This window comes from Mycolicibacterium sp. XJ879, from assembly GCF_053483935.1.
This window is the reverse complement of record NZ_JBEFTH010000010.1, coordinates 59,052-72,398: the sequence shown is the minus strand read 5'-3', so window position 1 is coordinate 72,398 and position 13,347 is coordinate 59,052. Positions and strand designations below refer to the sequence as shown.

Genomic DNA, 13,347 nt, shown 5'->3' with positions numbered 1-13,347 from the left:
CAAATTCGGCGATCAGGGCGTCTAATCCGTAAATTGTGCCCTTTTTTGATCACATTTGTCCGGCGCGCCCCATGCTCCGCGTCGGTGGAGTGCGCGAGTGCGACCGCGCCGTCGATCAGCGGAGACTCGACCGTGGAGAAGGCCTGCCATCTCCACAGTCTCGCGGCGAGCAACCCCGCGCACAGGCGCATTCAGTGCGTCGCGATCAAAGCAGGTAACCGCTTGTCGATCAGTTCGTGCGCATCGCGCACTATTTGGTCGACTACTTCAGCACAACTCGCGATTTCGTCGATCAGTCCTTGTGACTGACCGGCCCACCACATGCCGCCCTCCACGTCACCCTTCTGGAGCACTTCCGTGCGGCCTCGCGCACCTGAGGCAAGGTGTGCGATATCTCCGAAGCCCGAACCGTCCCGTGCCGAGATGGTGACGATCTCTTCAGAGACGGTGTTGCGTGCCACCCGAGCGGTATTGCGGAACTTCCGGAAGACAATCACCGTCGCGCGTTCGTCGTTCATCACTATCTGCTTCTTCACGTTCTCGTGCACTGGGGCCTCGGTCGTCGCCACGAACCTGGTGCCCATGTTGATCGCCGACGCACCCAACGCAAGTGCAGCCGCCAGACCTGCACCCGTGGCGAAACCTCCACTTGCGATGATGGGGATGGAAAGCCGTTTGGCGGCGGCTGGGATGAGAACGAGGCCGGGTACATCATCGTCTCCGGGGTGCCCGGCGCATTCGAATCCATCGATGCTGACCGCGTCGACGCCAAGCTTCTCAGCTTTCAATGCATGACGCACAGCCACCGCCTTGTGGACTACCTTGACGCCAGAGCTTTGGAAGCGCGGTAGGTGCGGCGCCGGGTTGTTACCCGCTGTCTCAACGATTTTCACCCCACCGTCGATGATCGCTTCGCGATATTCGTCGTAGGGCACCGGGTTGATCGTGGGTAGGATTGTGAGGTTGACGCCGAACGGTTTGTCGGTGAGATCGTACGTACGCTGGATCTCTTTCGCCAGCGCCTCCGGTGTCGGCTGGGTCAGCGCCGTGAGAAAGCCCAACGCACCGGCATTCGCCACCGCGGCGATCAACTCTGCGGTGCCCACAGCGGTCATACCACCGCAGACGATGGGATGCTTGACTCCGAACGCTTCGGTGAACCGGGTGACGAGCATCGGCCTCCTTTCGTTGTTAGGGAGCGTCGTCGACTGCGGCATTCCGCGCGTCAACCGACTGCCCGCTTCATCGGGTTCGGACGCTATTCACCTACACCGACCGCGGGGGCGATATCCGGACTGTCGATGATTCGCCCGGCTTCGACCGGATCGAAGAACCACGGAAAGGCGTTCGGCGGATGTGAGAAATTGCCGAAAATTCTCTCTGCCAAGTCTTTTCGCCCTTGCGCAGCCGCGAACAGTGCCAGTTGAGACTGCGATGGCGGATCCAAGAGGCTGTTGGTGAAGGTATAGGCATACTGCTCGTAGTCTTGCCAGAACGTCTCCCACACATCCGTCATCCACTCCGCGTCAAACGGTCGCCCTGCATGCTCAACGATGCGGTGCAGATAGTGGCGCGCACCTTTGGCGGCACTGTTGGAACCCTGGCCGCTGACCGGATCTTTCAGGCTGAGCACGTCGCCGAGTCCCAAAACCTGTGCACCCGACGGCAGTGTGGCAACCGGCCGGCGGACCCCGGGGGTGATACGTCCGCGGATGGCGCTGGCCGGGTCCGCCAGTCGGGCGGCGCGAGCCAGCGCGTATTGGTTCGGGGCGATATCCTCGAGAATCTCCTTGCAGCGCTCGAGGATCTCCTCGGGGTCCGTCACATCATTGAAGCGGTCGATCGGGCCACCCGGCACCGCCTCGAAGATCATGAACACCGTGTCGCGTTCCGTCGTGTTGAAGAAGTGCGTGCCGAATATCTCGCCCACTCCTGCGTGCGCTGCGAAATACATGCACTCGAAGCCGACGGACTCAGCCCACGCAGGATGGCCGTCAACGACGACCATCGCCAGGTGACGCTGCGCTTCGGTGTACACCGAACGCTCCGGATCACGCTGGAACAATCCGCTGATTTCGCCCTTTCCCGCGGCGACGATGGTCAGGTCGCTCGCGCTCGCATACGCCTCGATGTTCTCCAGGCTGGCTTGCTGTATCACCAAGTTGCCGCCGCGGTGTTGGAACTCCTCAGCCCACCGGGCGCACTTCAGCCGCAGATCTACTGCCTGCCACGAAATTCTTTCAGGGTTCCACGGCCCGTCAATCGATAGCAGTAGATTTCCGTCCGGAGCGATCAATTCGAAGTGCACGCCGTCTGACGGCACCAACACGTCGTCCCAGAAGTTGACCCCGAGCTCCCGTTCGAAAGCCTGGGCATCCGGCGAGATCCCCGCCGACGACGGCACAAAGCCACGACGGACCTGGCCCGGAGTGCGGTCGGAGACGATCGTCACGTCGTACCCGCGCTCAAGCAGGCCGAGCCCCAACAGCAGCCCGCTGTGACCCGCACCGATGATAGAGATCGTTCTCATAGCACTTCCTTTGCGCACGAAACATGTTGACAGACAATGGTTTACTGGGATCCGATGGGATCGGGCCGGCCCTTCTCGGGCATGTTCGGCGCCATGGAGATCGGCTTCGCGGGAACATCCTTCGGGACGTCCCTGAGATCTGCGAGATCTGCACCCTCGCGAGCCATCGGCACCTCTTCTATCGGTAGGGCGACTCTAAGGCGCGGATTGTGACCGCGTCAAGCGTGTTTGATCACAAAGTCTACTTTTATCCCCATTTTCAGCTGCATTGAGCTTTTCTTTGATCAAACTATGGGTTAGTGTTCAGGCCCATAGGTCGGATCACCGGCTCAGACCAAAGCGCAACGACTAACGAGAGGCCTTAGATCGCAATGACATCGGCAAGCACGGCGTCGGCGGTCGTCATCGAGGAATCGCCGACGGGCACTGCACAGACACGCGTCGATATGGCTGTCGGCGCCATTCAAGATCTGATCGTCTCGGGGTCGCTAGAGCCCGGCGCCCCGCTTCGGCTTGCACCGCTGGCCGAGCGATTGGGCATGAGCATGATGCCGGTTCGGGAAGCGCTGCGAGTACTGGAATCCCTGGGCCTGGTGGAGCAACAGCCGAGGCGGGGAGCACGCGTGAGCCTGTTCTCAGTGCACGACCTGATGGACACCTACCGGGCTCGCATCCGACTCGAGACCCTGGCTGTCGAGTTGGCCGCGGAACGTTTCACGCCCGAGCACGGAAAGGTGGCGCTTGCTCACCTCGAACGGCAATGCGCCGCCGCCGCGCGTGGTGCGGTCGAGGAGTCGCGCAAGGCGCACACGTCGTTTCACTTCTCGATCTACGAAGCGGCCGGATCCACCTGGTTGATTCGTCTGATCACGCCGCTGTGGGCGAACAGCGAGCGCTATCGAATGCTGTCCCTGCCCCACCGAGGAGCAGTGAAAGATCGCCGGCTCGAACACGAGCGGATCTTGGAGGCGTGTATCCGTGGCAATCCACGAGTTGCGTCGCGTGAACTGCATGAGCACCTGGCCAAGACGGTCAATGTGGTGGCCCGTCAGCTCGGAGAGGAAGCCCTGTTTTGAACAGTCCTGATCTCACGGAACTCATCATTCGTGCCGACGAGATACCGTGGCGTGCAAAATCATTGCCTGGGGTTTCCGAACGCATGCTGTGGCGTGACGAAGACTCCGGCGCTTCGATCGCGCAGATTAAGATCGAAAAGGGATGCGGGATTCCGCAGAACCACTGCCACGCCTCGAACCAATTCATGTTCGTGCTGGCGGGCAGCTACAAGTATCTGCACAGCGGCGAGATCCTGACGGCAGGCACCTTCTACTGCAATCCCGCCGGCAACTTTCACGGACCGACCGAGGCTCTGGAGGACACCGTCTTCCTGGAGATCTACGACGGACCGCATTATCCCCAACGTCCCGATTGGTATGACAACGATGAAGATGCGAGGTAACCATGTCCATTTCCGAGGTCTACAGCAAGAAGTTGAACACCCCTTTGGGAGTGTTCTCTCAGGCAATTAAGGTCACCGATCCGAAAGAGTTGCTGTTCGTCAGCGGGCTGACCTCTCGCGCTCCTTCCGGCGAGGTGGTCGGCGTCGGCGACGTCAAGGTGCAGACCGAAACAATTCTCGAGAACATGAAGTCTATTCTCGAGGAGGCCGGCGGAAGTCTTTCCGACATCGTCAAACTCACGGTCTTCATTCGTGATATGGAACAGTTCGCCGAAATCCATGAGGTCCGCCGACGCTACTTTTCCGCACCGTTGCCGGCATCGTCGATGTTCGAAGTCTCCAGGTTGGTGGACAAAGAACTCTTGATCGAGATCGAGGCCATCGCCGCGATCGGCCAGTCAGGCCGCTGATATGCAGCTTGCCACCTTCCAGTTGCCCGGCGGGCAAGCCAAGCCAGGCGCCATACGTGGGGACGAGGTCGTCGACCTCAGCGCGATCTGCAGCGAGATCCTCGATCTCGTCGCAGACCCCACGCTCTTCGAGGAAGCCAAACGGGCCGCCGCAACCAGCGAGTCCAGCATCTTTCTCACGGATGTCCGACTGTTGGCCCCAATACCGCGACCGGGCCACATCTATTGCGTCGGTTGGAACTATCCAAAGCACTACGAGGAGGGCATCGGCAAACGCGCCGGCCAGGAGACCGATGAGCGAAAGTTCGCGACGTTCTTTTCCAAGCCCAATGGCAGCGTGATCGGCCCTGGCGATGCGATCGCCTGGGATGCGGCCGTAACGACCAAGCTCGACTACGAGGGCGAACTGGCTGTCGTCATCGGACGCGGGGGCCGATCCATCTCTGAAGAATGCGCAAAGGACCACGTATTCGGATACACCCTGGCCAACGACATCACCGCGCGTGACATACAGCGTCGCCACGGCGGCCAATGGCAAAAGGGCAAGGGTATGGACACTTACTGCCCGATGGGACCGGTGATCGTCACCGCGGATGCGCTTGACGAACGGTCACTGACCCTTCGGTCACTGGTCAACGGGGAAGTGCGCCAAGAGGCGTCGACGGGATCGCTGTTCTACTCCGTCGAACGGATCATCGAGCAGCTCTCGCTGGGGATGACCCTTGAGCCGGGCGATGTGATCCTCACCGGCACGCCATCCGGCGTCGGCTTTGCCCACGACCCGCCGCTGTTCCTCGAACCGGGTGACGTCACGGAGGTAGAGATCGCCGAGATCGGGCGTCTCGTCAATCGCGTCGAGAAGATTGCACTGACCTAACTCGCCACCGTCGGCCCCTCCCGCGAGGCAGACTTCCTGAGGGACCTACGGAACTCATCACCGGGCCGACCCACAAGGAGTAAGCGATGTTGCTGAAACCGTTCGAATACGCGGTTCCCGGATCGGTTGACGAGGCGGTCCAACTGCTTTCCGCACCGGATTCTCGCGTCCTGGCGGGCGGGGCCACCTTGATCAACATGATGAAGCTCAGGGTGGCTTCGCCCGGCAGGCTGGTAGATGTCGGCAACCTTGCCGACCTCAAGCAAATCGTCGTGGGCGACGACGGTTCACTCGAGCTCGGAGCCGGCGTGACCTTCACAGAGATGATTGCCTCCGAGGCGGTCCGTCAGTATCGCCCGATCCTGCGTCATGTGGCGTCCACCCTCGCAGATGTGCAGGTGCGCAACCGCGCCACCATCGGCGGCAATGTCTGTCACAACGACGTGAATAACAATTTGCCACCACTCATGCTCGCCGTCGGCGCGTCAATGACAATTGTCGGGGCCGACGGCGAGCGCCAAATCGCGGCCGACGAGTTTTTCATGGCGCCGTTCTGGACTGCGGTGGCACCCGGGGAACTCCTTACCCAGATCACGATTCCGCCCAGAGCGCACGGCCGAAGCGACGGGTGGGCGGCGCTGCGTGTCGGGGCCGACGGCCCCGGCATCGTGAACGCGGCGGCAACCCGCTTCGGCGACAGTGTTCGGATTGCGTTGGGAGGGGTCGCTTCCCGTCCCATTGCGGTCACATCTGCAGGAGATCCGGCCGAGATCCAAGCTGCCATCACACACGCCAACCTCTCTCCGCCGTCAGACGTCCACGCCACGACTCAGTACAAGCGGCACCTCGCCGGTGTGCTCGGTTTGCGTGCCGCGCGGCAAGCCCTGAGCGAAACGGAGGCCATGTAGATGAGCGAGCCCACCCACGTGAAGGCGATCGACTTGCGGGTGAACGGCCGCGCATACCACTGTGAGGTGGAGGCCCGAAAACTGCTTGTCCACCTCATCCGAGACGACCTTGACCTCGTCGGCACACATGTCGGGTGCGACACCGGTACGTGCGGGGCATGCACTGTGCTCATCGACGGCCAGTCGTCGAAGTCGTGCTCGGTTCTCGCCATCCAGGCCGACGGAGCCGAGATCACCACGGTCGAAGGCATGTCACCGAACGATGGCCTCAGCGATCTCCAACAGGCGTTTTCCGACCACCACGCCCTCCAATGCGGCTACTGCACACCCGGCATGTTGATCAGCGCGACGTACCTGTTGCAGTCCAATCCGAACCCGACACGCACCGAGATCAAGCGTTCGCTGAAGGGCAACATCTGCCGCTGTACCGGCTATTGGAACATCATCGACGCCATCGAGGCGGCCGCGCAGAAGGAGCGAACGAGTGACTAGCGACCCCCACGACGCCGCGGAAGCTTCCAAAACCAACGCCACCGACGCCTGGACCGGTCAACGGCTCAGACGCAAGGAAGACCGGCGGCTGCTGAAGGGGCACGGCAAGTTCGTCGATGATGTCAAGCGTTACGGTATGGGGTACCTGCACTTCGTCCGCAGCCCGTACGCACATGCGCGCATCAGCTCTGTGGATGTGTCGCGGGCAGAGTCGCTTCCCGGCGTGCATGGAACCCTCACCGGACGTGAGGCGGCGAGCATCACCGATCCGTACTGGCAAGTGGCACCCGGCGCAGCGGGCGAGATTACCGAATACTGCCTTGCCGTGGACAAAGCGTGCTGGGCGGGACACCCAGTCGCTGCGGTCGTGGCGTCCACCCGCGAAATAGCCCGGGACGCCGCTGAATTGGTAGAAGTAGAGTACGAGCCCCTTGACCCGCTGATGGATGCCCGATGCGCGACGGAGACCGTCGCGCCGATCGTGCACGAGGGTGCCGGGACCAACGTCGTGTTGTCCGAGCGGTTCGACTACGGCGACGTCGATGCGGCGTTGCAGAATGCCGATCATGTTCTTCGAATCTCAGAACTCTACTTTCACAGGTTCTCCTCGACTCCGCTGGAATGCTCTGGCTCCGTGGCGGAGTTCGACGCGGGCACAGGAGAGTTCACGGTCACCTGCAACCTCCACGGGCCCGGCCCGTCGATCACGTGGATCTCTGGCGCGCTGCGGGTTCCCGCCGCCAAGTTGCACCTCATCACCGGCGATATCGGTGGCGGGTTCGGAAACAAGCTCACCGGCTACACCTATGTGACCGCGGCATGTCTACTGGCTCGCAAGCTGGGCCGTCCCGTCAAGTGGACTGAGTGGCGCACCGACCAGCAGACCGCGAATGCACACGGCGCCGACCGTTGGTTCCAGGACATCGCTGTTGCGGTGTCGAAAGACGGTACCCTGCTGGGATTTTCGGCGAAAGCAATTGACGACGTGGGCGCATTCCCCCGCTACGAACCAACCGGTGCTGTGCTCTGGACGCAGGTGACCCCCGGATGCTACCTGTGGCGAAACATCCGCGTCGACATGAAACAGGTCATCACCAATAAGACGCCTAGTTCGGCGAACCGTGGCTACTCGCGGATGCAGCACATCTGGTTGACCGAACGAATCATCGACATTGTGAGTCACGAACTCGGCTTTGATCCGGTCGAGATCCGCAAGCGCAATTACATTCCGGCAGCGGCTTTTCCCTACGAAACACCGAGCGGCGGAATCTACGACTCGGGCGATTACGCCCAGTCCCTGGATATTGCTTTGGAACTCGCAGAGTACGACAAGTTCCGGACACAACGTGGCATCCGAAACAACGGCAGACTGCTCGGTATCGGCATCGGCTCAACACTTGACTCGGGAACGCAGAATTACGCGCAGGTGCGCCTGGCGAACCCGCACATCCCGGTCTCCGGTAACAACCAGGTGGCCACCATCAAACTCGACCTTTCCGGCGAGGTGGTGTTGTCCCTCGGCTCGGCACCACAAGGCCAAGGACACGAGACCACCGCCGCTCAAGTGGCGGCCGATATTCTCGGTGTGACACCAGACGACGTGGTCGTCCACAGCGGGCACGATTCGCGCCGCAACACCCATACCGGTTGGTCGGGAACCAACGCCAGTCAATTCGCCGTCACCGGACTCGGCGCGACAAAGGGTGCCGCAGAGAAGCTGGCCGCTGAAATCCGTGTCCTTGCCGGCGCAGTGCTCGGGGTGCCCGCCACCGAGATCGTTCTCGCCAAGGGAGCCGCCATGGCACCCCACGGCGGTTCGCTCACATTCTTCGAGCTCGCAAGCCTGGTGAACGTCGACAACCTCGACTACCCGGCTGACCTCGACGTGACACTCAACTGTCGTTACGTGTACCGGCCGCCGTTCACGCTCCCAGATGTGGAACGAAAGTTCGGTAATTTGACATTGACCTATGCGTCGCAAGTCCACCTGGCGGTCATCGAGATCGACCCGGACACCGGCGCGATCGACATTCTTCGGTATGTCGCCGTCGACGATTGCGGTGTACGGGTCAACCCGATGATCGTGGAAGGTCAGGTGCACGGCGCGCTTGCGCATGGGCTCGGCGCTGCGCTCACCGAGAGTTACGTATACGACGAGCACGGGCAGTTGCTGACGTCGAACTTCTACCAGTACCACGTACCGACTGCCCTCGACATGCCAGATCTCCACACCGGTGAGGTCGTCACCCCGTCACCGTTCGGACCCGTCGGTGCGAAGGGAATGGGCGAGGGCGGCGGCGCTGCCCTGCACACCATCAGCGCGGCGGTTCAAGATGCATTGCGGGCCGCAGGCATAAAAGCGGTTGTGCACGAAAGCTTTAACGACCCACAACGCGTATGGTCGCTCATCCAGGAACCCGAGGTCAGCCAGCGCCGAGTGACAGTGGAGTCCCGATGAACTTCGATGGAACACGCTTGGTCCAGGCATCACCACAGACGACTTGGGACGCGATCGCCGAGCCCGCAACCTTCCTCAGCTTGATCCCCGCCGTCGAAGAAGTCTCCATGCGCCCATCCGGTGAAACCCTTGCGCGCTGCGTATTTCCGCTCGGTCTCGGTAAGCTGCAACTCAACGCCACGGTGAAGTCAATCGAACGTACACCGGGCGAAAGCGCACGCTTTACCGGCACCGCACTCGGAGACGGCGTTCACGTCAGCTTCGACAACAGAGTTGAGTTGGCCGTCGCACCCGATCCCAGCTCCACGACCCTGCGCTGGACCGCATCCGTCGTACTGCGAGGCCCGGTCGTCGGAATGGCTCAGCACGTCGCACCGTTGCTGGTGTCACAGCAGATCGACGCTGCCTTCGAGGCTTTCGCATTGCGCCTAGGTTCGGCCTGAGCCATTGTCACACTTTGATGCAGTGATCGTCGGGAGTGGACTCAACTCCTTGGTAGCCGGTGCGCTACTCACCCGCGCCGGGTGGGGCGTGTGCGTTCTGGAGAGCAGCGACCACCTTGGCGGCGCTGTACACACCGCTGAAATCACCACGCCGGGCTACATCCACGACGTCTACTCCGGATTCCACGTGCTGTTCCTGCTGAGCGAGGCATACCAGCGACTCAAACCCGAACTCGACGCCCGCGGGCTGCAATACACGTTCGCCCCGGTCCAGACTGCCTACACATCCCCACGCCACGACGCCGTCCTGCTGACGTCCTCGCACGACCAGAACGTCGCCGAGTTCGCGCGCCACCACCGTGCGGACGGCCCGGCCTGGGAACGCCTCGCCGATTGGTTCGGCCGACATCAGCAGCTCACCACACACCTGATGGGGAAAGAGCTTTGGTCGTTGGGAACCTTGAAACTCGGCGCCAGTACTCTTCGCCGACTAGGCCGTGACGGCACCCTGCGATACGCCAGCGACCTTCTGGAAAGCTGCCGTGACTGGGTAACGGCGGACTACCAGTCGGAGGCTGCCCGAGGCTTCTTCGCACCGCTTCCCCTTCACGGTGGTCTCGGACCGGAGTCCGTCACCTCTGCGTTGATGGCGAAAATGGTCGCCTTGTCGATCGAGATGGTTGGGATGCCGGTTCCCAAGGGCGGCGGCGCAAAGCTCATCGACGCCCTCGCCGGCATTATTCGCGACGGCGGCGGTGAGTGCCGAACCAATCGTGACGTCACCCGCATCGAGGTGTCGGGCGGAGCGGCGACCGGGGTACAAACCGCAGATGGCGAACGCTACCGGGCGCGCCGTGCGGTGCTCGCCAATGTGACGCCCCAGCAGCTTTACCTGAACCTCCTGCGGGAAGAAGCTATTTCACCCCTTGTTGCCAGTGATGCTCGGCGATTCCGATATGGGCGCGCGGGCATGCAGATTCACATGGCGCTGAGCGAGGCACCGCGCTGGCGCGGCGACTCCCGGCTGGAACAAGCCGCGTCGGTGAATCTTGCATCAGGTCTCGACGGAGTGTCGCGGGCCGTCAACGAGGCGACCCGACGATTGCTTCCCGCATCACCTACGATCGCCATCGGTCAGCACACGGTCGCCGATCCCTCCCGCGCCCCGAAGGGCGGCGCCACGCTGTGGGTCCAACTCCTCGAGTTGCCATCCAGTCCTGTCGCTGACGCCGCGGGCGAGATCGATGTCGGAGACGGTGTGTGGACCGAGCAACTCAGGGAGACATTCGCCGACCGGGTCCAGGCGATCATCGCGCGGCACATCACCAACCTGGACTCGGCGCTGGTGGGCCGCGCCGTGTTGTCACCCGCAGACCTCTACGCCGCCAACCGCAATCACGTGGGCGGCGACGGCTACAGCGGGTCGTTGGAACTCGACCAGAGCCTCGTCTTGCGGCCGCGGCCGGGCCGGGCCGGCCATCGAACTGTGGTGGACCGGCTGCTACACATCGGTGCGAGCACCCACCCGGGACCAGGATTGTCCGCGGGGTCGGGAGTCCTTGCCGCAGATGCACTTCTGCGCAGACGACGACTTCCACGCATCCCGCGCCGACGCGGATGAGACCGAATCTTTCAGCAAGGACGGAAGGGGAACGACACGTTGACTGAGCACAGGATCGCGGTTATCGGTGCCGGGCCGGTGGGCCTCAGCGCCGCCGCGTGGCTGGCCTGCCACGGCATCCCCGTGACGGTGTTCGAAGACGACGCCATGACATCGTCAGCGCCGAAAGCCGGCACCGTCGTCCCGCGCGCGCTGGAGTTCTTCGATCGTCTCGGCGTCATCGACAAGGTGCTCGAATCGGGCATTCGGATCGAGAGCGTCGACTTCATCAAGAGGACAACGGAAGCACCGTTGATGCGCGTCGATATGACCGAACTCCAACAGGACACCGCGTTTCCGTTCTTCTTGAACCTGCCTCAACATGAGTTCGAGCCGATTCTGCTGCAACGTGCAGTCCAGCTTGGTGCTGAGATCCGCTTCGGCCACCGCCTGGTAGGCCTGAGTCAACGCGATGACGGCTGTGTGCTCTCTTTGGAAACCGACGACGGCACTGTGGAATACGAGGCCGATTATGTTCTCGGGTGCGACGGGGGAAAAAGTACTGTCCGTCGGCAGCTGGGCTTGCGGTACCGCGAAATCACCCCGCCCGAGCAGTTCATCGTCGTCAACGCCGAAACCGATGTCCGCGGCAATGACGGGCATCCCCCGGACTCACTGTCCTATCTCTGCGACGCAAACGGGTTTTTCACCCGGATCCGCTTGCCGAAGTTCTGGCGGTTGGGCTGGGCGGCACCAGCCGATGCCCCTGAACTCACCGACGCGGACATCGAGGAACGCTTGCGAAAGGAACTCGGACCAGACCAGCCTTTCCGGGTACTCGATTGGGCGCAGTATTCATCCCAGGGGCGCGTTCTGGATCAGTTCCGGGTCGGGCGGGTGTTCCTCCTCGGCGACGCCGCACATCTCGTCACGCCGATCGGTGGCCTGGGCCTCAATACCGGTTTCGAGGATGCCTTCAACTTCGGCTGGAAACTGGCCTGGGTGCTGCGGGGGTGGGCAAGTCCCGCACTCTTGGACACCTACAGCGACGAACGTCAGCCCATCATCGCCGGCACCGCCATGGCGATGCAGCACCGCAAGCGCAGCTTCATGGAAGTCAGTCGCAGTCGGTTAGCCAATGCAGTCAGCGCGGTGCGGCGCCAGGTCAATCTCCGTGACCCGCGTCGCCGCTGGGCTGCGGCGTATAGCGGGTCGCTCCTTGGCCTTAATTACCTGCAGGCGCCTGATACAAAACCGGTTCTGCGGCCACCGATCTCACTCGGAGACCGAGTGCCCGACGGCAGCATCTTCGGTCCCGACGGGCGGACCCGGCGCCTGCACAACCTGCTCGGCCGCGACTTCGTGGCACTGACATTCGTCGACTGGCCCGCAGAGGCACCGTTGCTCACAAACTCCCCACCCGGGCTCGTGCAGGTACTGATCAGCTGCCGGGACGCCCCCCTCGACTCCGAGGCCCGCAGCCGGACCTACTTTGACGTCCGAGGCACCCTGACCAAGCGCTTCGGCGCGAAGAGTGGAACTACCTACCTCGTACGGCCCGATGACTTCACCGCAGACATCACCTCGGCGGAACCCGCCGCGATCGTGACCGCCTATGCGAAGGCCGTCGGCACGGCCCTTACGGCGGCAACGAGGGAACCCGCGTGACTGCTGGCGCCTTGTCGGGGTTGCACCACGTCTCCTTCACGGTCACCGACCTGCGGCGTTCGATAGGTTTCTACGGGTCGCTGGGCTTTACGTCGGAACGAATCATCGTGGTGGACGACGCCGTGGGTATCGGCGGGCGGCTGCGCTGCGCCTTCATGACTGCGACGGGGGTGCGGCTCGAACTCCGCGAGTACGGTGTCAGCGGCGGGCGGCCGGCGCCCGAAGAACACGATGTCGGTTCGGCTCACATTGCCTTGCAGGTCGACGATATCTGGAGCTGGCATCGCAGGCTCAGCGCCGAAGGTGTCCGTTTCCTGTCCGCACCACGGCACAGCGACACCGCCGCCGCGACGTGGGTGTTCCTGCTGGACCCGGATGGGCTGCCGGTCGAGCTCGTGCAGCCGGATATCACCGCAGCGCCGGAGGACGCCACACGGTTCGGCGACGGTTCGCGACATATAGTGAGGTGATGGTTTTGCCGCGCTGAGCGGACTGCGGATGG

General features: G+C 62.5%; 13 protein-coding genes. 11 read left to right on the top strand and 2 right to left on the bottom strand.

Annotated elements, in window-relative coordinates:
- Positions 1-191: 191 nt before the first annotated feature.
- A complete protein-coding gene (locus ABQF13_RS20180) occupies positions 192-1,175 on the bottom strand; it encodes an NAD(P)H-dependent flavin oxidoreductase (protein ID WP_448394562.1) in 984 nt (327 codons plus the stop codon).
- Positions 1,176-1,258: 83 nt separating this feature from the next.
- The gene (locus tag ABQF13_RS20175) at positions 1,259-2,530 is read right to left on the bottom strand and encodes a styrene monooxygenase/indole monooxygenase family protein (protein WP_448394561.1); all 1,272 of its coding nucleotides are present in this window, start codon (positions 2,528-2,530) and stop codon (positions 1,259-1,261) included.
- A 446-nt stretch (positions 2,531-2,976) separates the two neighbouring features.
- Between ABQF13_RS20175 and ABQF13_RS20170 the strand changes: the two genes are divergently transcribed.
- The 11 genes from ABQF13_RS20170 (at position 2,977) to ABQF13_RS20120 (ending at position 13,315) form a co-directional block, all read left to right on the top strand.
- Positions 2,977-3,606, top strand: a complete 630-nt coding sequence (locus tag ABQF13_RS20170) for a GntR family transcriptional regulator (RefSeq protein ID WP_448394560.1) — start codon at positions 2,977-2,979, stop codon at positions 3,604-3,606.
- Positions 3,603-3,989: a cupin domain-containing protein gene (locus ABQF13_RS20165; RefSeq protein WP_448394559.1), complete on the top strand. Its 387-nt coding sequence runs from the start codon at positions 3,603-3,605 to the stop codon at positions 3,987-3,989. The genes ABQF13_RS20170 and ABQF13_RS20165 overlap by 4 nt, the downstream gene beginning before the upstream one ends.
- 2 nt (positions 3,990-3,991) lie before the next feature.
- Positions 3,992-4,399 (top strand): RidA family protein, encoded by a 408-nt coding sequence (locus tag ABQF13_RS20160; protein WP_448394558.1) that lies wholly within the window; start codon positions 3,992-3,994, stop codon positions 4,397-4,399.
- A 1-nt stretch (position 4,400) separates the two neighbouring features.
- On the top strand, positions 4,401-5,276 hold the full coding sequence (locus ABQF13_RS20155) for a fumarylacetoacetate hydrolase family protein (protein WP_448394557.1): 876 nt from the start codon (positions 4,401-4,403) through the stop codon (positions 5,274-5,276).
- 86 nt (positions 5,277-5,362) lie between these two features.
- Positions 5,363-6,184, top strand: coding sequence for an FAD binding domain-containing protein (locus ABQF13_RS20150; protein WP_448394556.1), 822 nt, complete (start codon positions 5,363-5,365; stop codon positions 6,182-6,184).
- A complete protein-coding gene (locus tag ABQF13_RS20145; protein ID WP_448394555.1) occupies positions 6,185-6,676 on the top strand; it encodes a (2Fe-2S)-binding protein in 492 nt (163 codons plus the stop codon).
- Positions 6,669-9,134, top strand: a complete 2,466-nt coding sequence (locus tag ABQF13_RS20140; RefSeq protein ID WP_448394554.1) for a xanthine dehydrogenase family protein molybdopterin-binding subunit — start codon at positions 6,669-6,671, stop codon at positions 9,132-9,134. Before ABQF13_RS20145 ends, ABQF13_RS20140 begins: the two co-directional genes overlap by 8 nt.
- Positions 9,131-9,577: an SRPBCC domain-containing protein gene (locus ABQF13_RS20135; RefSeq protein ID WP_448394553.1), complete on the top strand. Its 447-nt coding sequence runs from the start codon at positions 9,131-9,133 to the stop codon at positions 9,575-9,577. Before ABQF13_RS20140 ends, ABQF13_RS20135 begins: the two co-directional genes overlap by 4 nt.
- A gap of 22 nt (positions 9,578-9,599) precedes the next feature.
- Positions 9,600-11,198, top strand: coding sequence for a phytoene desaturase family protein (locus ABQF13_RS20130; RefSeq protein ID WP_448394552.1), 1,599 nt, complete (start codon positions 9,600-9,602; stop codon positions 11,196-11,198).
- A gap of 39 nt (positions 11,199-11,237) precedes the next feature.
- Positions 11,238-12,845 (top strand): FAD-dependent monooxygenase, encoded by a 1,608-nt coding sequence (locus ABQF13_RS20125; protein ID WP_448394551.1) that lies wholly within the window; start codon positions 11,238-11,240, stop codon positions 12,843-12,845.
- Positions 12,842-13,315, top strand: coding sequence for a VOC family protein (locus tag ABQF13_RS20120; protein WP_448394550.1), 474 nt, complete (start codon positions 12,842-12,844; stop codon positions 13,313-13,315). The genes ABQF13_RS20125 and ABQF13_RS20120 overlap by 4 nt, the downstream gene beginning before the upstream one ends.
- Positions 13,316-13,347: the final 32 nt, after the last annotated feature.